The following is a 20,376-nucleotide window of genomic DNA, read 5'->3' on the forward strand; positions in this document are numbered from 1 at the left end:
AGGGCACACTATGAGCGACGTACCCAAGATCCAACTCCTTTCCCCGAAGCGCGGCATGCCGCCGAAGCACTTTGCGGACCTGACCAAAGAGGAACGCGTCGAGGCCCTCAAGGAGCTCGGGCTGCCGAAGTTCCGCGCGGACCAGATCGCGCGCCACTACTACGGCAAGTTTGAGGCGGACCCGCTGACCATGACGGACCTCCCCGAGGCTCAGCGCCAGCTGGTCAAGGACGCGCTGTTCCCAACCCTGCTCAACCCCGTGCGCACCGTGGAAACCGACGAGGGCGACACCACCAAGACCTTGTGGCGCCTGCACGACGGGATCCTGCTGGAGTCTGTGCTCATGCGCTACCCGGACCGCGCGACGCTGTGCATTTCCTCCCAGGCGGGCTGCGGCATGGCGTGTCCGTTCTGCGCCACCGGCCAGGGCGGTCTGGACCGCAACCTGTCCACCGCGGAGATTGTCGACCAGGTCCGCGCCGCCGCCGCGATGATGGCGGCGGAGGGCTCGCGCCTGTCCAACATCGTCTTCATGGGCATGGGCGAGCCGCTGGCCAACTACAACCGCCTGCTCTCCGCAGTCCGCCAGATAACCCAGCCCAGCCCGGATGGGTTTGGCATCTCGCAGCGCAACATCACCATCTCCACCGTCGGGCTCGCGCCGCAGATCCGTCGTCTTGCCGACGAGGGCCTCTCCGTCACTCTCGCCGTGTCGCTGCACACGCCTGACGACGAGCTGCGTGACACCCTCGTGCCCATCAACAATCGCTTCGCCGTCTCGGAGGTGCTCGACGCCGCGTCTTACTACGCGGATCAGACCGGTCGCCGCGTCTCCATCGAGTACGCGCTGATCCGGGACATCAACGACCAGGACTTCCGCGCGGACATGTTGGGCAAGAAGCTACACAACGCGCTCGGGTCCCGCGTCCACGTGAACCTGATCCCGTTGAACCCGACGCCGGGTTCCAAGTGGGACGCGTCCCCGCGCGACCGGCAGGACGAGTTTGTCCGCCGAGTGATCGCCCAGGGCGTTACCTGTACCGTGCGCGACACGAAGGGCCAGGAAATCGCCGCAGCCTGCGGCCAGCTCGCTGCCGACGAGCAGGCGGGGTAGGCCGGGTCCGCACGTGTGTCCCCGGCGCCGCGGACTGTTCTCGTCATGTGGGCGGCGAATGCGCTAGGAGACTGACCGCCCGCAATCCAAGCATAAAAAGGGCCGATCCCGTCTCCCGGGATCGGCCCTTTGCCTTGCTGCGGCTACTGCGCGGCGTGCTTGCCGCGCGGGGTGACCTCGACGACCTCGACGTCGTGGTCCGCGCGGTTCACGTGGACGGCGCCGTCCTTGTGCACGGCGGCGGAGCCGGCCGTGGTGGCGTGGCGGTCACCGGCGGCAACGGCCTGCTGCGGTGCGCGCAGGTGCTGGATGCGTGCCGGGTCGATGTTCAGGGCGCGCAGCTGGCGCTCGTCCAGGTTGGCGTACGCGCCGGACAGGGTCTTCTGGTCGTAGCACCAGTCCGGTTCGACGTGGCCCTGCGGCTTGTTGTGGGCGGTGACGGTGCGCTTTTGGTTCAGCTTCGGCTGCGTCGCGTGCAGGATCAGCCCCAGGGCGATGAGGACGGCAATGGCGATGAGCCAGATGGTCTCAACGTGGCCCTTGTGGTTACCAAAGTTGTAGGCGATGAGCACCAGAACGGACACCCAACCGGCGGCCTGGATCGTGCCGCGGCTCTGCTCGCTCCAACCGAAGCGTGCAGACGGGACGTCTGCCTCGGAAACGCCGTTGTACACCTCAGGTGCCTTTTCGTTCGCGTGGGCCACTGCCATACTCCTTCAAGTCAGCGCTAAATGCTTCGGCCCGCGCCCTTCCGCAGTGCGCTTTGCGCAGCGCAAACGGAATCGCAGCCGGAGCAGGAAACAATTCTGAGGACTATATTGTCATACTTCCGTGGCAATCGGTGACTTTGTACCCCTAATAGGTGCAAACTTTCGTCCGATCTGCCGGCCGTCGGTCCACCCGTCGAGCGGCCGCACCGGGGCGTGCAACAATGGCGGGGTGAAACGAATTGTCATTCTCGGCTCAACCGGATCAATTGGCACCCAGGCGTGCGAGGTTATTCAGGACAACCGCGACGCCTTTCAGGTGGTCGGAATCGCTGCCGGCGGACGCGACCCGCAGGCGATCATCACGCAGGCGAAGGAGTTTGGGCTCCAGCCCGGCCAAGTCGCTGTCCAGCGCGAGGACGCCGCGGCGCAGGTTGGTCAGGCCCTCGGCGGAGCCGTGCTCACCGGAGAGGACGCGGCCCGGCAGCTCACCGAATCACAAGCCGCGGACGTCGTGCTCAACGCGCTTGTTGGGGCGGCGGGGTTGGCGTCGACAATCGCTGCCCTGCGCAGCGACGCCGTGCTGGCGCTGGCGAACAAGGAGTCGCTCGTGGCCGGCGGCCAGGTCGTGCTGCGGGAGGCGAAGCCGGGCGCGCTGGTACCGGTGGATTCGGAGCACTCCGCGATGGCGCAGGCACTGCGCGCGGGCCGCCGGGACGAGGTCGCCCGCTTCGTGCTCACCGCATCCGGCGGCCCGTTCCGCGGCCAGACTCGCGAGCAGATGTGGGGCGTCACGCCGGAACAGGCCGTCACTCACCCCACCTGGTCGATGGGCACGATGAACACGATCAATTCCGCAACCATGGTGAACAAAGGGCTCGAGCTCATCGAGGCGTCCCTGCTCTTTGACGTGGAGCCATCGCTTATCGACGTCACCGTCCACCCCCAATCCATCGTCCACTCCATGGTCACCTTCATCGACGGCGCGACGATCGCGCAAGCCTCGCCACCGTCGATGAAGATGCCGATCGCGCACGCCCTCGCGTGGCCCGGCCGCGTCGCGGGCGCGCAGCCCTCGCTGGACTTCACAACCGCATCGGAGTGGACTTTCGAACCGCTGAACAACGAGGCGTTCCCGGCAGTGGAGCTTGCACGCCAGGTGGCGAGCGCCGGCGACCCGTACCCGGCGATCTACAACGCCGCGAACGAGGTGGCCGTCGACGCGTTCTTTGATGGGAGGATCCGCTTCCCGCAGATCGTGGACACGATCGACGCCGTGCTTGACGCCGCGAGCAGCTATGCGCACACCCCGACGAGCGTCGAGGGGATCCTCGAGGTGGACGCGCAGGCGCGCCGGAGCGCGGCGGAAACCGCGGACGCGCTGGCGCGCAAACAGTAAGAGGGAACGCCCATGGGCATCATTGGTGTCGTCCTGTTTGCGCTCGGCATTGCTGTGTCGATTGCACTTCATGAGGCGGGGCATATGGCGGTGGCCCGCGGCTTCGGAATGCGCGTGCGCCGCTACTTCATCGGTTTCGGGCCGACGGTGTGGTCGGTCACCCGCGGGCACACTGAGTACGGCGTAGCCGCCCTGCCGTTTGGCGGCTTTTGCGACATCGCCGGCATGACCGCGCAGGACGAGCTAGCCCCGGACGAGGCCCCGCTGGCCATGTACAAAAAGCCGTGGTGGCAGCGTGTGGCGGTGATGTCCGGCGGCATCGTGATGAACCTGTTCATCGGCGTCATCATCACCTACTTCGTGGCCGTTCTCGCCGCCATCCCGAACCCGTACGCGGATCGCACGCCCACGGTGGGTGAGCTGTCGTGCACCTCCGACCAGATCGACGCGGAGACACTCGCCCCGTGCGAGGGCGACGGGCCCGCCGCGCAAGCCGGCCTCCGCCCGGGGGACAAGCTGCTGGCTGTCAACGGCCAGGACATCGTCGCGTTTACGGAAGTGCGCGATTACGTCATGGAGCGACCCGGCGAAACGGTGGCGCTTGACGTCTTCCGCGACGGCGCGGAGCTGACCGTCGACGTGCCCGTTGCGCGCGTGAAGCGCATCGACCCCGCCAGTGGGCAGGAGTTCGACGCGGGCGCGATCGGTGTGACGAGTGCGCCGTTTGCGGACGCGATGCGCCAGTTCGGGCCGCTTGAGGCGGTCCCGGCGACCGCGAAATTTACCGGTCAAATGTTGCACGCAACCGTCGATGGCATTCTCGCGTTCCCGAGCAAGATCCCGGGCGTCGTGGCATCCATCTTCGGCGCGGAGCGCGACGTCAACGGCCCAGTCAGCGTGATCGGCGCCTCCCGCGCTGGCGGTGAGCTGGTCCAGCAGGACCTGTGGTCCATGTTCTGGATGATGTTGGCCAGCATGAACTTCTTCCTCGCCCTGTTTAACCTCGTGCCGCTGCCTCCGCTGGACGGCGGGCATATCGCGGTGGTGCTGTATGAAAAGGTGCGCGACCTCGTCCGCAGGCTGCGCGGGCTCGGACCCGGCGGTCCGGCGGATTACCAGAAGCTGATGCCAGTGACGTACGCCATGGCTGCGGCGCTGCTTGTGGTGGGTCTCTTTGTTATGGCTGCGGACGTGGTGAACCCGATCCGCCTCGCTGGCTGAGCTCGCGTGCGGTGCTAGAGTTGGGCACTATGAATCTCCCCATCGGATTAGGTATTCCTGAAGGCCCGCCACCGACCCTGGCGGAGCGACGCAAGACCCGCCAGCTGATGGTGGGGAACGTGGGCGTGGGCTCCGAGCACCCGATCTCGGTGCAGTCCATGACCACGACGAAGACGCACGACATTAACGCGACGCTGCAGCAGATCGCGCAGCTGACCACCACCGGTTGTGACATCGTCCGCGTGGCGTGCCCGAAGACGGTGGACGCGGACGCGCTGCCGGCCATTGCGGCGAAGTCCCCAATCCCGGTGATCGCGGACATCCACTTCCAGCCCAAGTACATTTTCGCCGCCATTGATGCCGGCTGCGCTGCGGTCCGCGTGAACCCGGGCAACATCAAGGAGTTCGACGGCCGTGTGAAGGAGGTGGCGAAGGCGGCGGGCGAGGCCGGGATTCCGATCCGCATCGGTGTCAACGGCGGTTCGCTGGACAAGCGCCTGCTGGAGAAGTACGGCAAGGCCACCCCGGAGGCGCTCGTTGAGTCGGCGATTTACGAGGCCGGCCTGTTCGAGGAGTACGGCTTCGGCGACATCGCCATCTCTGTCAAGCACTCCGACCCGGTGCTGATGGTAGAGGCGTACCGTCAGCTGGCGGAGAAGACCGATTACCCGCTGCACCTCGGCGTGACCGAGGCAGGCCCGAAGTTCATGGGCACCATCAAGTCCTCCGTCGCGTTCGGCGCGCTGCTCTCGCAGGGCATCGGCGACACCATTCGCGTGTCCCTCTCCGCTGACCCGGTGGAGGAGATCAAGGTGGGCGACCAGATCCTGCAGTCGCTCAACCTGCGCCCCCGCAAGCTGGAGATCGTGTCCTGCCCGTCGTGCGGCCGCGCGCAGGTGGACGTGTACAAGCTCGCCGAGGAGGTCACCGCGGGTCTGGAGAACCTGGAGTACCCGCTGCGCGTCGCCGTGATGGGGTGCGTTGTCAACGGTCCGGGTGAGGCTCGCGACGCCGACCTGGGCGTCGCCTCCGGCAACGGCAAGGGCCAGATCTTTGTCAAGGGCGAGGTCGTGGAGACCGTCCCCGAGGCCGACATCGTGGAGACCCTGATCCGCCACGCGAACCGAATCGCGGAGGAAGAGGGCATGGAGAAGGGCGACGGCGGCGCCGAGGTCAAGGTCGCTAACTAGACCGAAGCGTGCTGTGAGCGTGGCAGCGTCGGGCGAGTGCCCGGCGCTGCTATTTTTATCCCATGCAACGACTCCTCGCCCTGCTCACGGGCGCGGCTGTACTTACCACCGCGCTCGCCGCATGCACCCCGCGCCCCAACGATGCGCAACCCGTGGCACAGGAGATGCTTGAAGCGATCGCGTCCCGCGAGGTGGGGGAGCTCGATGCGCTTGTCGACGACCCCTCGACCGCCGCCACTTCCATCAACGAGAATTGGGACGGCCTCCAGGCCGAGGCACTCGACGCCCGGATAACCAGCGTGAGCCAGACAGAAAACCTCGCCACGGCCAACTACTCCATGAACTGGAAGCTGCCCCGCGGCCGCGAGCTCAACTACGACGGCCAGATGACGCTCACGCAGTCGGGTGAGAACTGGCAGGTGCGTTGGCAGCCGAGCGTCCTTCACCCGCGCCTTGGCGCCAACCAGCACCTGGAGCTGCGCTCGATCACGCCGAAGGAGGCGAGCGTCGTGTCTGCCGACGGCGTCGAGCTCCTGCGCCCCGGCGTTGCCTACCGCCTCTTGGTGGACAAGGACGCGATCGGCTCCGTGCCGGACACCGCGTTCAAGATCTCTCAGGCCCTCGCCGCGGGCCACGAGGCGGATCGCGCGGTGCCGCTTCGCGACGCCGGCGAGCTCACCAAAGAACTTGAAGGCGCAGGTGGCGTCTATTCCGCTGCCATGATCCCCCAGGCCGCGAAGGGGGTCGTGGAGCACGAGCTCAACGGCATCCCGGGGGTTCGGTTGAACGAAGAGGCGTCGATGGTCAACGCCGACCCCGCGTTCGCCCCGGACATCATGGCGCGGGTCAGCCAGCTGGTCCGCGACGACCTTGAGGGCGACGCGGGTTGGAACGTGAGCGTGGTGAACGAGAACGGGGCGGCCTACGAGGAGCTGGAGCGTGAAGACGCCGCGCCTGCGCCCGCCGTGCACATCAGCCTGGACCACCGGGTGCAGCAGGCAGCCGAGTCTGCGCTGGAGCCGGTTGCGGGCCAGCAGGCGATGATCGTGGCTATCCGCCCGTCCACCGGCGGCATCCTGGCTGTGGCTCAGACCCCCGCTGCCGACGCGGACGGCAACGTCGCGACGATGGGGCAGTACCCACCGGGTTCGACGTTCAAGATCATTACTGCGGCCGCGGGGATGGAGCGGCAGGGTCTGAACCCCGGATCAACGGTGCCGTGCCCGGGCACGATGAACCTGTTCGGGAGGACCGTGACCAACTACGCCGGGTTCAGCCTGGGCAACGTCTCGTTGGAGTCCGCGTTCGCGCACTCCTGTAACACCTCGTTTGCCGATATTTCGACCCAGCTTGCTCCCGGAGAGCTGCAGGAGACGGGCAAGCAGTTTGGGCTCGGGCTGGACATGAACATTCCGGGGCTGGACACCATTACCGGGTCGATCCCCGAGGGCGAGGAGCCGTTAGACCGCACCGAGTCCGGCTACGGCCAGGGCTTGGATCTGGCGAGCCCCTTCGGCATGGCTCTGGTCGCGGCCACGGCTGCACACGGCCAGATGCCGGTCCCATTCCTCATCCAGGGGAAGGAAACGGAAGTGGACGGCCAGGTGGGCCCGATGGCTCCGGAAGTCGCCGCTCAGCTACAGCAGATGATGGCGGCCGTGACGGCCCCGGGCGGTACGGCGACGGGGATGACCGCCGGCGGGGATATACGCGGCAAGACCGGTGAGGCGGAAATTAACGGCGGCTCACATTCCTGGTTCGCCGGGTACAGGGCCGATGATGACATCGCCTTTGCCACCCTCATCGTGCTTGGCGGAGGCTCCGAAGCGGCGGTCGCGGTGACCGACCGGATGCTGCACAACCTCAACCCGTAACGCGGGTCGGCGCGAATCGGGGTTTGCGCACTTGGGGACTACCATGGGGCGCATGAGTGCAAGAGGAAAGTTGAAGCCAGGAAAGCAGACACCGATCCGCAAGGTGCCCAAGGACATCGAGCGTCCGGAGTACGCGTGGAAGGACGACGTTCAGGAGAACGTGGGCGAGCCGCTCGTGCAGACGGCTGAGACTGTGGAGCGTATGCGCGAGGCGTCGAGAATTGCGGCGAACGCGCTTGCTGTGGCTGGCGCGGCGGTGGAGCCTGGGGTGACTACCGATGAGATCGACCGGATTGCGCACGAGTTCATGTGTGACCACGGCGCGTACCCGTCGACGCTGGGGTACCGCGGGTTTACCAAGTCCTGCTGCGTGTCGCTGAATGAGATCGTGTGCCACGGGATTCCGGATACGACGGTGATTGAGGAAGGCGACATCGTTAACATCGATGTCACGGCGTACAAGAACGGAGTGCACGGGGATACGAATGCGACCTTCCTCGCTGGTGAGGTGTCGCAGGAACACCGGGACCTGGTCGAGCGTACGTACAAGGCGACGATGCGCGGCATCAAGGCGGCAAAGCCTGGCCGCGAGATCAACGTGATCGGCCGCGTGATCGAGTCCTACGCGCAGCGCTTCGGCTACAACGTGGTCACGGACTTTACCGGTCACGGTGTGGGCACTACCTTCCACAACGGTCTGGTTGTGCTGCACTACGACTCCGATACGTACCGTGATGTGCTGGAGCCGGGAATGACGCTCACCGTGGAGCCGATGATCAACCTCGGAGGGCTCGAATACGACATCTGGGACGACGGCTGGACGGTGCAGAACCGAGACGGGGAATTCACGGCGCAGTTCGAGCACACCCTGGTGATCACCGACGACGGCAACGAGATCCTCACCATCCCGGACGAGCAGTACGCCGCCGGTCAGCTCATGCTGGGGAGCTAGGTTGGTTCTTCTCCGTGGCCGCGTCTTGATCTTGACGGCGCGGCTTTGCACATGGCGCTAGCTCCATGTGGTCGGCGGGGAACACCACGACCTGGGGTTTCCTCCGCGGTAGTTCGTACTTGGAGCTAGCGCCATGCACGGGAGCGGACAAAACGTTCGTGTTCCAGGCAGCTGAGACAACCCCCCCAAAGCACACGAAAAAACCTCCCGCACCGAGACGGTGGGGAGGTAATTCTATGCTAGGACCCGAGGCCCTGAGCAGTGCTTCTTACAGCTTGATCAGGCCGTTGTAGGAAGCGAAGTTGAAGCCTGCGATGACCAGGCCAACGAGAGCGCCGATCGCGGAGACGATGGTGCCGTCGATCCAGATGCGAGCCCACTGCGGGAGAGCCTCGGCGTTCTTCTCCTTGCCGAATGCGTCAACGCCGTAGAACGGCTTATCCGCATCGTTGACGTAGTGGGAGGAACCCTTGCCGTTGAAGAGGCCCTCGGTGCCGTCGGAGATGGACTCGTTGAAGGACTTGTCGCCCTCGCGGCCGTCGAAGCCCTTGAATGCGACGGAGTTGTCCTTGTTCTCGGTCTCGGCCTTCGGACGGACGGCCGGCTTTACGTAGGAAGCCTCGGTGGTCGCCGGGGTCTCCGTGGTCTCAGCGGAGGCGACAGCGACGCCACCGAAAGCGACGGTCAGTGCGGTTGCGGAAGCAACTGCTGCGGTGCGGAAGTTACGCATTGATGTTCCTTCTTTCGAGAAAGTCGTTAGTTGTTGTGTGCGGAATTCCGCGACTTACATGTTCGGGAGGCCGTGGACAACGAAGTTGTAGGCTGGGCCGACAACCAGGCCGACCAGTGCGGAGACAGCGGCGAAGATGGTCGTGGCGTAGAAAGCCTTTGCCCAACCCGGCTGCTCGCCGAAGCCGGTCTTGTCGGAGCCGAAGATGGCCTCGCCGTCGGCGCCAATAGCGTTGCCGTCCTTGTCGTAGGCGTCGAGGGAAGCGCCGATCTTGGTGGAAGCGGACGGCTTCTGGGCGTCTGCCGGGGTCTGGTTGTTGGTCTCCGGGGCGGCAGTCTCTTCAGCTGCGGCAATGGTGGTGGAGCCGAAAGCCAGGGCGACTGCGGTTGCGCCTGCGAGGGCTGCCTTACGGAAATTACGCATGAAACGAAATCCTTCTCTGATAGTACTTGCAAGACGTCCGGGGATTAACGGAGAAAATCCAGGGGCCAAAGCTCCTAGGACCGAATGACAAGCCCGATGGACTCGGATCCCGGTGTCGAAAAACCACACTAATGGATAGACGGCATGAATGCACAAGTGAACCGCGAAAAAATTTCAAGAAACGTGAAAATGGGGCCTCTCGTATCGTGGCTTTTGGGGTTCCTGTTACACAACCATTATCTGACGTGGGTTTTTGCTGCTCGATTCTATGTTTTCCTGGAAAAGTGTTACATCCCCCACAACGGGGGTGGACGAACGGTCTAAAATTAGTAAAAGTCCAGGTCGAGGCCCAAAAGCGCATTCTCCACCACTTCCGGCAACGCCGGGTGGATCCAGTACTGGCGGCGCGGAATTTCACGCAAGTCCAGGTCAAACGCCATGATGGTGACCAATTGCTGGATCAGGGTGGAGGCCTGCGGTCCGATGAGGTGAGCTCCCAGGAGTTTGCCAGACTGGCGGTCGGCGACGAGCTTCACCACACCGGTCGTGTCCTCGAGTGCCCAGCCGTAGGCCACATCGCCGTAATTCTGGACCTTGACGGTGACCTCGTGTCCGGCGTCGCGAGCTTCCCGCTCGGTCAGGCCCACCGACGCGATCTGCGGGTGCGTGAACACGGCGTAAGGTACGTGCTGGTGCGGCATCGGCACGAAGTCGTCGGAACCCTTCATCGCTGCAATGACGTTGTGGGTCACCGCGCGCTGCTCCGCGTTGGCCACGTGCTTGAGCTGGTACGGGGAAGAGGCATCGCCGAGAGCCCAGACGCCGTCGGCGGTGGTTCGGCCGTACTCGTCAACCGCGATGCGCCCGTCCTCGCGGACCTCGACGCCACCGGCGGCGGCGTCGAGTCGGTCACCGTTGGGCACACGCCCGGTGGCGATGAGGAGGGCCTCGGAGGTGATGGCGGTGGCGTCGTCAAGCGTGAGCTCCACCGAGTGCTCGTCGCCGCGTGCGGACGTGACGGTACGGCCGATGTGGGTGGTGAAGCGCTCGGTGGCAAGTGCGTTGAAGCGCTCGTGGATGTCGGCGTCGAGCGCGCGCATGAGCGGCGAGCGATTCACGATGGTCACCTCGCAGCCAAGCGCGTCAAAGATGTGCGCGAACTCCATGGCGATGAAGCCACCGCCCACGATCGTGAGCGACTTCGGCAGCTCCGGCAGGCGCATGATGTCCTCGTTCGTGTGGAACGGCACGCCCTCGGCCCACTCGGGGATGAACGGACGCGCGCCGACGGCCAGGATGATTGTGTCGGCGCTGATTCGCTTCTCTGCGCCCCCTTGCCCCGTCACCAACGTCTTCGGCCCCACGAACCGTGCGTGCATGTCGTACACGGTCACGTTCGGGCACTCGTCGCCGCGTCGGTATGCTTCGCCGCCGGCCGCGATCTGGTCCACGCGATCCCCGAAGACGCGCTGCTGGATGGCCTTCCAGTCGGCACCGCGATATTCCAGATCCACGTTGAGGCGATCGGCCTCGCGGGCCTGGAGTGCAGTATCGGCGGCAAGGACGAACATCTTCGTCGGAATGCAGCCGACGTTGAGGCAGGTGCCACCAAACGTGCCCTCTTCCACGATGGCGACTTTTTTGTCGTCGAAGTCCGGCGTGAGCACGCTGTTGCCGGAGCCGGCGCCGACGATGATGAGGTCATAGTGCTCGGTGTGCTCGGTGTGCTCGGTGTGCTCGGTGTGCTGATTGGTCATGCGATGACTCCTCTATATATACGTCTATGTTGAGTTTGGGACAATTGGGATTTGAGAGGCGTTTTGGGGCGGCTTAGCGGTGCGGCAGCTGTTCCAACCAGGAGGTACACGCCTTGAACGCGGACTCGCGAGCGTATTTCCCGGACAAGAAGACGTCGTGACGCGCCCCGTCGATGGTGGCGATCACGCAGTCCTGAGCAAGGTGCGGCGCCCACGTGCGGATCTGGTCGACGTCCAGCACCGTATCGGCAGTGTCCGCGGCGGGTGAGTACTCCTTGCCTAGGTAGGAGTGGGAGGAAACAAGGGTGAGTAGCGGGACTCCGGTATCCACGTCGTCGGCGTGGATCCGTTCCTGGCCGTCCACAATCGCCTTGAGCCAGCCCGTGTACTTCGTGTGCCCGCCTAACGGCTTCCACTTCGTATTGAAGTCCCACTCGCCGTTGTGGTCCACGTGCAGCGACTCGCCGTAGGTGGAGAGGGACCCTCCCGGCAAAGGCACGCGCGGGAGCACGCCGCCGCCCACCTTGAGGACCGGCTTGACCGTCTTGACCAGCAGGGGAGAGAACTGCATGTCAATCCATGGGCTGTTGAGTATCAGGCCCGCCAGCCGCGCGTGGTCTGCGGGCCGCTCCCGGCGCAGCCAGTCCGCCCACAGCGAGGTGATCAGCCCGCCGGCGGAGTGCGCGAGGGGGACGACCTTCGCGCCCTCGCCGCGCTCGGCGGCGATGACATGCAGCGCGTCCGTGAGCTCGGGGAAGTAGTTGGCAAGGTCCTCGGTGTAGTGCCAGTACTCGCCGTTTTGCCGCGAGCGCCCGCACCTGCGCAGGTCGATGGCGTAAAAGGCGTATCCGGCGGCGGTGAATTCCTCGGCGACGTGAGTCTGGAAGAAGTAGTCGCTCATCCCGTGCACCCACAAGATTGCGGGTTTTGTCGGATCAATCGCGTCCGCATTGAGGCTCGTTCGCACAATGGTGGCGCGCGTGCCCTTTCCGGTATCAGGGTCCTTGCCCTGCGGGAGGAACGCGGATTCAAATCCGTCGCCAAGCACGTCGGGGTACCAGTCGGGGCTCATGCTTGTCGACGTCACGCCGTCCCAAGCGCCTGCGGGGGTGTTCTCCGGGGTCTTTGTCATGTCACTGATCCTAGCGAAGGGGGTGGGGTGCACGGTGGCGTCGAGAAGCGTGAAAGCCGTGCCACGCAGGCCAAACATCGTACCATTATCCGGGGGTATGGGTGGACAATGGCGGAGGCAACTGGCGTATTGTGGATGGGTGACGTGAAGGCGAGGTGCACTCGCAATGAATACACAGTGAATGAGGGAAATCACGATGTCTGATACAGCAGCCAACCGCTACGACGATGAGGTGGACGTCCTCCTCATCGGCGCCGGTATCATGTCCGCGACACTCGGTGCCATGCTCCGCCAGCTCGAGCCGAACTGGACCCAGGTGATCTACGAGCGCCTCGAGGGGCCCGCGCAGGAGTCCTCCTACGCGCTGAACAACGCCGGCACTGGCCACTCGGCGCTGTGCGAGCTGAACTACACGCCGGAGAAGAACGGCCGCATCGACGTCTCCAAGGCGATGGCGATTAATGAGAAATTCCAGGTCTCCCGCCAGTTCTGGTCCCACCAGATCGAGCACGGTGTGCTGGGCGACCCGAGCGAGTTCATCAACCCGGTCCCGCACGTCTCCTTCGCGCAGGGCGAGGACCAGATTGACTACCTGCGTCGCCGCTACGAGGCGCTGTCTGCAAACCACATGTTCCCCAACATGCAGTTCACCGATGACCACGACGTGTTCGCTGAGAAGCTGCCGCTGATGGCCAAGGGCCGCGACTTTGACGCCGAGCCCGTCGCGATCTCCTGGACCGACGCGGGTACGGACATCAACTACGGCGCACTGTGCAACCAGTTCTTCGACGCAGCCACCCAGGCGGGCACCGAAATCCGCTACGGCCACGAGGTGACCAACCTCAAACGCGAGGGCAACTTCTGGAAGGTCACCGTGCGCAACGTGCACACGGGCGACAAGAAGGTCACCCGCGCGCGCTTCGTCTTCGTCGGCGCTGGCGGCTACGCCCTGGACCTGCTGCGTAAGGCGGGCGTGCCCGAGGTCCGCGGCTACGCCGGCTTCCCCATCTCCGGCATGTGGCTGCGCACCACTAACCAGGAGCTCGTCGCCCAGCACAAGGCAAAGGTCTACGGCAAGGCGAAGGTCGGCGCCCCGCCGATGTCCGTGCCGCACCTGGACCTGCGCGTCATCGACGGCGAAGAGTCTCTGCTCTTCGGCCCGTACGGCGGCTGGACCCCGAAGTTCCTGAAGAAGGGCTCGTACCTGGACCTGTTCAAGTCCATCCGCCCGGACAACATCCCGTCCTACCTGGGCGTTGCGGCCACCAACTTCGGCCTGGTCAAGTACCTGGTGGAGGAGGTCTTCCGCGACTTCGACGGCAAGATGGACGTCCTGCACGAGTACTACCCGGAGGCCGATCCGAAGGACTGGGAGGTCGTCGTCGCGGGTCAGCGCGTGCAGGTGATCAAGCCGGCGCCAGCACCATCCTTCGGCTCCCTCGAGTTCGGCACGGCGCTGGTCAACGACCAGTCCGGCTCCATCGCCGGCATCCTCGGTGCGTCCCCGGGCGCATCCATCACCCCGTCCGCGATGCTCGAGCTGCTCGAGCGCTGCTTCGGTGAGCGGATGATCGAGTGGCGCGAGGAGCTCCACGAGATGTTCCCCACCTACGGCAAGTCCCTCAAGGACAACAAGGAGGCCTACGACAAGCAGTGGGCCTGGACCGAGAAGACGCTGAAGCTCGAGGACAAGAAGTAGTCACCCCACCGGCGTGACCCGGCCGGGGCCGTTTACGTACCGCAGAAGGTACGGAACGGCCCCGGCTTTTCCGGTTGGGCCATCCACTCCTCGCCGGCGGCCTCGTCGTAAGGATGCGTCACCGCCTGCAGCAGCGCGAGGTAGGCAGCGACGTCCCCGTCGCGTTCCGCCGACGTGATCGCCGCGTCCAGCATGTGGTTGCGGGGAATATAGATGGGGCCCGGATACGTGTCGTCCTCGTTGGGGTCGGTGCCGCCGAAGGGCATCCCGTGTTCCCGGTTGTAGGCCGTGATGTCCTCCGCGAGCACCAAACCTTCCGCGTGCGCGCCGACGTAGCGGCCCCACGCGCCGTCCCACCGCGTCTGCAGTGTGGACAAGATCTCCTGGGCCTGCTCCTGGCCCAGCTCCGGCAGCAGCGTCTCCGCGAGGCGGACCATGTTCCACGCCAGGATGCCCGGCTGGTTGCCAAAGGCGTAGCGGCCTTGCGCGTCGATGGAAGAGAACGACGCGGCGCCGTCGAACCGCTGCGTGAACGCACACGGCCCATAGTCGATCGTCTCGCCGGACAGTGCCACGTTGTCCGTATTCATCACGCCGTGCACGAAGCCGACGCGCATCCACCGGTTGACCAGATCGATCTGGCGGTCGATCACGGTATCCAGCAGCTCCGCGGGCCCGTCGAAGCCTGCGGCGGCAATGACGTCGCCGACCAGGTCGCGCGGCTGCTGCGCCGCGTACTGCAGGGAACCGACGCGCAGGTGGGAGGTGGCGACGCGCACGACGATGCCCGCGGGCACCGGGCCTTGCTGGCGGACGACCGTTTCGCCGGTGCGAAGCACCGCGAGCGAGCGCGTGGTGGGGATGCCGATGGCGTGCATGAACTCGCTGATCAGGTACTCGCGCAGCATCGGGCCGATGGCGCCGAGCCCGTCGGAGCCGGGGCGGGAAAACGGGGTGAGCCCCGATCCCTTGAGCTGGATTTCGCGGCCACCTATGTCGCCGAGGAGGAGCGCGCGGCCGTCGCCAAGCACTGGCACGAACTGGCCGAACTGATGGCCCGAATACGCGGTGGCGTGCCCGCCTGCGGATCCGGCGAGCCACGCCACGCCCTCTGGGCTGCGCAACCAGTCAGGGTCGAGGCCGAGCTCGCGGGCGAGCGGCTCGTTGAGCACGATGAGCTCCGCGCCCGGAACCTGCGTGCCAGGCAGCGGCACCGCCATGTCCGGCAGCGCGTCGGCGAACGTATGGGCAAGCGTGGGTTGATGCATGGTCCCAGCCTAGACTGGGAGCCTATGAGCATCGGAGAAGTCACACTCGTCGGAGGGGGCCCGGGCGAATGGGACCTCCTGACCATCCGCGGCCTGCGCGCGCTCGAAGCCGCCGACGTGATCCTCACCGATCACCTCGGCCCCGCCAGCCAGCTTGAGGAGTTCCTGGACGTGTCGAGCAAGGAGCTTATCGACGTCTCCAAGCTCCCCTACGGCAAACAGGTCGCCCAGGAACGCACCAATGAACTGCTGGTGGAACACGCGCTGGCGGGCAAGCGCGTCGTTCGCCTGAAAGGCGGGGACCCGTACGTGTTTGGCCGCGGTTTCGAGGAGCTGCAGGTGTGCGCGGCCGCCGGGGTGCCGTGCCGAGTGGTGCCGGGCGTGACCAGCGCGATCTCAGTACCCGCAGCCGCGGGTGTGCCCGTGACCCAGCGCGGGGTGACGCACTCCTTCACAGTGGTTTCCGGGCACCTCGCGCCGTCGAACCCGAAGTCGCTGGTGGATTGGGAGGCGCTCGCGCGGGTTGGCGGGTCCATCTGCGTGATCATGGGCGTGCGCCACGTCCGCGAAATCGCCTCGACGCTGGTGAGCGCAGGGCTTCCCCCTTCGACGCCGGCAGTGGCCGTGCAGGAAGGCGAGACTGCCTCGCAGCGCGTCATGCGCGCAACCGCGTCGACGCTGGCCGATACGATGGAGTCCGAAGGGATCGCCTCGCCCGCCGTGTACGTGATTGGGGAGGTCGCTGGTCTTGCGAGCGCTGGATAGCCTGATCTGGGACACGGCGCTTGCCCATGGTGCGCCGGATACGTTGCTCATCTGCCACGACCCGACCTTGGATCTGACGCGTCAGGCCGTGCAGGTGGGCGCGCGCGTGGTGTTTCTGGACCCGGACTATGCGCGCAGCCAGGCTGCGTCGGCGCTCGGCGCGGAGATTGCTCGCGACGTGCGGTTGGACGAGCTGCTCGCCGGCCTGGGTTCCGGTGCCGACGTCGCGGTCGGGCTCGGCGAGATGCCGAAGTCCCTGGCCCGGCTCGACTACCTTGCCCGCTCCATCGCCGGCGCCGGATTCGCGGAGGCGCGCCTGGTTCTCGGGGCGAACAACAAGCACCTTTCTCGCGGCATGAACTCGGTGCTGGCAGATTCCTTCAATGACGTCCACGGATCGCGGGGGCGCGGCAAGTTCCGGTGCCTGGTGGCGTCGGGGGCGCGCGAGGTCACGTACGAGCCAGTTTCGCAGCGGGGGTTGGTAGCCATCGGCGGCGTCTTCTCCGGCGCCAAGCCGGACCGCGGCGGCGAGCTGCTGCGCTCGTGCCTGCCCGACGCGCCTGGTCGCCTGCTGGACCTCGGTTGCGGCAACGGCTCGGTGAGCAGGGGTTTCGAGGGCGCGGTCGCCACAGATTCTGACGCAGACGCGGTCCTTTCTGCCCGCGCCATCGGCCTAGAGGCCACCTGGGACGACGCCGGCTCGCAGCTGCCGGACGCGTCCTTCGACACCATTGCGCTCAACCCGCCGTTCCACGCGGGCACGACCATCGACGCCACCCTCATCCAGCACCTCCTCGACGCCGGCGCGCGCCTGCTCGCCCCCGGCGGCGATCTGTACGTGGTGCACAACTCGCACCTGCGCTACCGCGGGGAGGTGGAGCGCCGTTTCGGCGAGGTGGAGCAGGTCGCTCGCGACGCGACGTTTACTGTGCTGCGGGCTCGGTAGGGCGATTCAAGGTACCGTAACGTGGTACAACAAGCTGGAGGTGGAAAATGTCTATCAGTGCTTCGGAAGCGCGCCGAACCCTGTTCCCTCTCATTGAGAAGGTGAACCAAGACCGGGACGCGGTCGAGATCGTTTCCCGCAGCGGTAACGCGGTGCTGATGTCCGCGGAGGACTATTCCTCCTGGGTGGAGACCGCGTATCTCTTCCGCTCTCCAGCGAACGCGCGTCGGCTCTTGGAATCCAACGAACAGGCGCGTAGTGGTCAAGCCGTCGCGCATGACATCGACCTGGATGCATGAATGCAGCTCGCCTGAACGCCATACACTTGGGAGGAATACCTCTACTGGCAGCAGAAGGATCGGAAGATCCTGAAACGGGTGAATCAACTGCTCAAAGACATGATGCGTGATCCATTCGAGGGGATTGGTTAGCCGGAGCCGCTGAAATACGGTATTGCCGGAGCCTGGTCACGGCGCATCACCGAAGAGCACCGATTGGTTTACATCCTTGAAGGCGAAACGCTCATTATTCTGCAAGCTCGCTACCACTATTGATCCGCCCCTGCAGGATCCGCGGCAGCGCCTCCGCCGCGGTGGCCGGAACGACCACATCGGCCAGGTGCGAGAGGTCCGTCGGTTGCGGCGTGACCTCCACGATCGGGATCTCTCGCGCGTGCGCCATCAACGGCAGGCCCGCGGCGGGGTAGACCACGCCAGAGGTGCCGACGATCAGCAGCGCATCCGCAGTCTTCATGCGCCGCTCCGCCTCGGCCCACTCGTCCTGCGGCAGCGCTTCGCCGAACCAGACCACGCCCGGGCGCACGAGCCCGCCGCACACCGGGCACTCCGGCGGCGCGATGTGCTCGATCGGCTCCTCCGGCAGCGCGATCGGCTCCTCGTACGGGGTGTCGCAGTCGGTGCAACGGAAGGCGAATAGCGAGCCGTGTAGGTGCACGACATCCTCGCTACCTGCTCGTTCGTGCAGGTTGTCGATGTTCTGCGTCGTCACCGTCATGCCCCGCGCCGCCGCAATTGCCCGGTGCCCGGCGTTCGGCTCGGCGCGCTGCGACAGCTGAGCCCGCCAGAGGTACCAGGCGTACATCGTCTCCGGGTCGTCGTGCCATGCGCTTATCGACGCCATCGCCACCGGATCCACACGCTCCCACACCCCAGTTACCGCATCCCGGTACGTGGCGATGCCACTGTCGGCGCTCATGCCGGCGCCGGTGAAGACTTCGACGTGGTTGGCTGCTGTGAGGATCTCGTGGGCGTCGATAAGCATTTGCTCCATGGCCCTAGTCTAGGCTGTCGATGAACTCCAGAGCCTGGCCTTTGTACGTGAAGTTGGGGGTGGCGTTGACAGCGTCGCGCATCACGTCGCGGTAAAACGCCTGGTGCCGCGGATCCTCTTCGTGGAGCTCGTACGCGCGACGGGCCGTATCGGTGGGGAGCAAGCACTCGGTCGGCACCGCGTGCATGCCGAGGTGGGCGCTGCGGGCGCGGGCCTGGGCGGACTCCATGCGCGTGGTGTAGGCGTGATTCGGCTCGTAGGTGACTGCGCGAGCCAAGCCCTCGGCGGCGAGCTGCTCGTTGACGAATATCTCGCCGGCGAAGACAGCGGCAAGCTCGCGGCCGTAGCGGTCCTGGCGCTCCTCGTCGTGCTCGAGGCGCACGCGGGTGCCCGGTGGGGCGAGCTCGGTAAGGCGGTCCGTGGCCTTCTGGTAGAGGCACTCACCCCGTTCAGGAGTGTCGATGTTGAGCAGGCGGACGCGCACGGTCTCCCCGTCGCGGTCGACGTCGAGGGTGTCGCCGTCGACGATCTTGGTCACCGTCGGCTGGTCCTGTCCGGGAAACTGGCAGGCAGTCAGGACAGCGACGGCGAGGACCGTGGCGATGAGGCGGAGCGGGCGCATAGCAGTCTCGCTTACATGACGGCGGCGAAGACGATGCAGGCCACTATGGATGCCGCGAGCGCGATGCCCATCCGCCACAGGTAGCGGCGACTCCGCTCGTGCGCGGTGTTGATCTGGAGCTTGCTTGGGTTGGTGGGGAATACCGCGACCGGTGCCGGATCCTGCGGTTCGCTATAGACGCCCATGCCGCCGGCGTAGCGGAAGTGCTCGTTGCGGGTCTGCTCGTCTTGGTCTGTCGGGAGTGCTTCGACCTGCTTGCTGGCACTGACAGTAAACGCGATGGCGAGCACCACGACGCCGATGGTGAACACGATCCAGACTGCGGGGAGCAGCCAGTTGAACGGCGTGAGGCCGGCTGACGAAAGCGCGCTCAGGCACGTGCACACCGCCATGCCGAAGATGGTTTGGGAGACGAAGGTGGCCGTCTTATCGGTGAGTAGTTCGACACGTGCCGCGTTGGCCTCCGAAAACGGGACCGGGGAAGTGCTCGGTACATCCGTGGTGCGACGAACCATGGCGTGCGGCGGTACGCAGCAGGCAATAGCAACGGACACAGCCGCGCCAATCCACACCAGGGCGGTTGCGCCAAGGAAGGATTTCGGCGTGTAACCGTCCGCGTTGCCGGAGCCATCGAAGTGCACCGGGATCGGATCCGGAACGGTGTCCCATCGCAGCAATACGTACGCCAGCGTGGCGAGGTAGAAAAACGCGGTGGCCGCGTAGTAGTGGCGAGGTTGCATGGGGCGAGCGTAGCAGAGGAATCGGTGGAGGCTGACAGACGGAGCTAGCTCCGAGCTAGCTCCGTATGTGGGGTGCGGGTTTGGAAAACCCCTGGTGGTGGGTCGGTGTGTCGGGCAGATGGCGCTAGCTCCGTTTGTGGAGAGCCGCGGCCAAAACGCCTGGCGCGGGTTGGCGGTTCAGCTAAACGGAGCTAGCTCCGTTTGCACGATGCCGCCACCAAAACGCCTGGTCGTGAGTTGATGGTTTGGCTAAATGGAGCTAGCGCCATTTGTAGACCGCCGCGGCTAAAACCACAGGTCTGTTATGTCCATAGAGTTTTTGGACAAGGAGTCCAATGACTTTTTGGACACGGAATCCATGGAGTTCTTGGACAGTTTCTAGCGGGTCATATTTGTGGTCTGCGTTTCGGTCGGGGCTTGGCGAGTTTCGGGTTCATCCGTGGCGGCTTGCGGTGCTTCATTCCTTCAACGAGGTTGATGTTGATCTGCCCGCCTGGTGGCCTGTGGCTCAGTGTGACTGGCAGTGGCACGCTGAAGAGGAATTCAC

19 protein-coding genes and 1 pseudogene are annotated in these 20,376 nt (G+C 65.3%); 11 read left to right on the forward strand and 9 right to left on the reverse strand.

The genetic code is table 11. The features are described from left to right. Window positions 1–10: 10 nt before the first annotated feature. Window positions 11–1,114 (forward strand): 23S rRNA (adenine(2503)-C(2))-methyltransferase RlmN, encoded by a 1,104-nt coding sequence (rlmN, locus tag CKJ85_RS07920; RefSeq protein ID WP_095277440.1) that lies wholly within the window; start codon window positions 11–13, stop codon window positions 1,112–1,114. Between the two features lie 143 nt (window positions 1,115–1,257). Here the strand turns inward: rlmN and CKJ85_RS07925 are convergent, their stop codons facing one another. Further along, on the reverse strand, window positions 1,258–1,824 hold the full coding sequence (locus CKJ85_RS07925) for a DUF2631 domain-containing protein (protein WP_095534807.1): 567 nt from the start codon (window positions 1,822–1,824) through the stop codon (window positions 1,258–1,260). 229 nt (window positions 1,825–2,053) lie between these two features. Here CKJ85_RS07925 and dxr point away from each other — a divergent pair, with 229 nt between their 5' ends. The 5 genes from dxr (at window position 2,054) to map (ending at window position 8,457) form a co-directional block, all read left to right on the forward strand. Then, window positions 2,054–3,220, forward strand: a complete 1,167-nt coding sequence (dxr, locus tag CKJ85_RS07930) for a 1-deoxy-D-xylulose-5-phosphate reductoisomerase (RefSeq protein WP_095553975.1) — start codon at window positions 2,054–2,056, stop codon at window positions 3,218–3,220. 12 nt (window positions 3,221–3,232) lie between these two features. Next, a complete protein-coding gene (locus CKJ85_RS07935; RefSeq protein WP_095553976.1) occupies window positions 3,233–4,441 on the forward strand; it encodes an RIP metalloprotease in 1,209 nt (402 codons plus the stop codon). 29 nt (window positions 4,442–4,470) lie between these two features. Next, complete coding sequence (gene ispG / locus CKJ85_RS07940; protein ID WP_095553977.1) at window positions 4,471–5,631, forward strand: flavodoxin-dependent (E)-4-hydroxy-3-methylbut-2-enyl-diphosphate synthase; 1,161 nt, start codon at window positions 4,471–4,473, stop codon at window positions 5,629–5,631. 62 nt (window positions 5,632–5,693) lie between these two features. Beyond that, the gene (locus CKJ85_RS07945; RefSeq protein ID WP_095553978.1) at window positions 5,694–7,505 is read left to right on the forward strand and encodes a penicillin-binding transpeptidase domain-containing protein; all 1,812 of its coding nucleotides are present in this window, start codon (window positions 5,694–5,696) and stop codon (window positions 7,503–7,505) included. 52 nt (window positions 7,506–7,557) lie between these two features. After that, window positions 7,558–8,457 (forward strand): type I methionyl aminopeptidase, encoded by a 900-nt coding sequence (gene map, locus CKJ85_RS07950; protein ID WP_095553979.1) that lies wholly within the window; start codon window positions 7,558–7,560, stop codon window positions 8,455–8,457. A gap of 268 nt (window positions 8,458–8,725) precedes the next feature. Here map and CKJ85_RS07955 read toward each other — a convergent pair whose 3' ends face one another. The 4 genes from CKJ85_RS07955 to CKJ85_RS07970 form a co-directional block, all read right to left on the reverse strand. Further along, window positions 8,726–9,187 (reverse strand): hypothetical protein, encoded by a 462-nt coding sequence (locus CKJ85_RS07955; protein ID WP_095553980.1) that lies wholly within the window; start codon window positions 9,185–9,187, stop codon window positions 8,726–8,728. Window positions 9,188–9,241: 54 nt separating this feature from the next. Continuing rightward, entirely contained in the window at window positions 9,242–9,610 is a 369-nt protein-coding gene (locus CKJ85_RS07960) for a hypothetical protein (RefSeq protein WP_095553981.1), read from the reverse strand. Between the two features lie 326 nt (window positions 9,611–9,936). Then, complete coding sequence (gene mtr / locus CKJ85_RS07965; protein ID WP_095553982.1) at window positions 9,937–11,367, reverse strand: mycothione reductase; 1,431 nt, start codon at window positions 11,365–11,367, stop codon at window positions 9,937–9,939. Window positions 11,368–11,440: 73 nt separating this feature from the next. After that, a complete protein-coding gene (locus CKJ85_RS07970; RefSeq protein WP_233127000.1) occupies window positions 11,441–12,499 on the reverse strand; it encodes an alpha/beta hydrolase in 1,059 nt (352 codons plus the stop codon). A gap of 196 nt (window positions 12,500–12,695) precedes the next feature. Between CKJ85_RS07970 and mqo the strand changes: the two genes are divergently transcribed. Continuing rightward, on the forward strand, window positions 12,696–14,198 hold the full coding sequence (gene mqo, locus CKJ85_RS07975; protein WP_095553983.1) for a malate dehydrogenase (quinone): 1,503 nt from the start codon (window positions 12,696–12,698) through the stop codon (window positions 14,196–14,198). A 32-nt stretch (window positions 14,199–14,230) separates the two neighbouring features. Here mqo and CKJ85_RS07980 read toward each other — a convergent pair whose 3' ends face one another. Then, entirely contained in the window at window positions 14,231–15,466 is a 1,236-nt protein-coding gene (locus tag CKJ85_RS07980; RefSeq protein WP_095553984.1) for a protein adenylyltransferase SelO family protein, read from the reverse strand. 24 nt (window positions 15,467–15,490) lie between these two features. Here CKJ85_RS07980 and cobA point away from each other — a divergent pair, with 24 nt between their 5' ends. The 4 genes and pseudogenes from cobA to CKJ85_RS08000 all read left to right on the forward strand — a co-directional run. Then, on the forward strand, window positions 15,491–16,231 hold the full coding sequence (cobA, locus tag CKJ85_RS07985; protein WP_095553985.1) for a uroporphyrinogen-III C-methyltransferase: 741 nt from the start codon (window positions 15,491–15,493) through the stop codon (window positions 16,229–16,231). Continuing rightward, window positions 16,215–17,177, forward strand: coding sequence for a class I SAM-dependent methyltransferase (locus tag CKJ85_RS07990; RefSeq protein WP_095553986.1), 963 nt, complete (start codon window positions 16,215–16,217; stop codon window positions 17,175–17,177). The genes cobA and CKJ85_RS07990 overlap by 17 nt, the downstream gene beginning before the upstream one ends. A gap of 47 nt (window positions 17,178–17,224) precedes the next feature. After that, entirely contained in the window at window positions 17,225–17,476 is a 252-nt protein-coding gene (locus CKJ85_RS07995) for a type II toxin-antitoxin system Phd/YefM family antitoxin (protein WP_095553987.1), read from the forward strand. 27 nt (window positions 17,477–17,503) lie between these two features. Beyond that, window positions 17,504–17,731: pseudogene (locus CKJ85_RS08000) on the forward strand (Txe/YoeB family addiction module toxin); the annotation flags it as partial. Here the strand turns inward: CKJ85_RS08000 and CKJ85_RS08005 are convergent. Genes CKJ85_RS08005 through CKJ85_RS08015 form a run of 3 tightly spaced genes read right to left on the reverse strand, consistent with a single transcriptional unit; the run spans window position 17,703 to window position 19,829 of the window. After that, window positions 17,703–18,467, reverse strand: coding sequence for an NAD-dependent deacylase (locus tag CKJ85_RS08005; RefSeq protein ID WP_095553988.1), 765 nt, complete (start codon window positions 18,465–18,467; stop codon window positions 17,703–17,705). The pseudogene CKJ85_RS08000 and the gene CKJ85_RS08005 sit on opposite strands and share 29 nt — an antisense overlap. Before the next feature lie 4 nt (window positions 18,468–18,471). Next, window positions 18,472–19,089 carry a thermonuclease family protein gene (locus CKJ85_RS08010; RefSeq protein ID WP_095545880.1) on the reverse strand — a complete coding sequence of 206 codons (618 nt, stop codon included), beginning with the start codon at window positions 19,087–19,089 and terminating at the stop codon, window positions 18,472–18,474. A gap of 11 nt (window positions 19,090–19,100) precedes the next feature. Then, window positions 19,101–19,829, reverse strand: a complete 729-nt coding sequence (locus CKJ85_RS08015; protein WP_095545879.1) for a DUF1648 domain-containing protein — start codon at window positions 19,827–19,829, stop codon at window positions 19,101–19,103. Window positions 19,830–20,376: the final 547 nt, after the last annotated feature.

The organism is Corynebacterium sp. NML 150383 (assembly GCF_002285085.1).
GTDB classification, from domain to species: Bacteria; Actinomycetota; Actinomycetes; order Mycobacteriales; family Mycobacteriaceae; genus Corynebacterium; species Corynebacterium gottingense.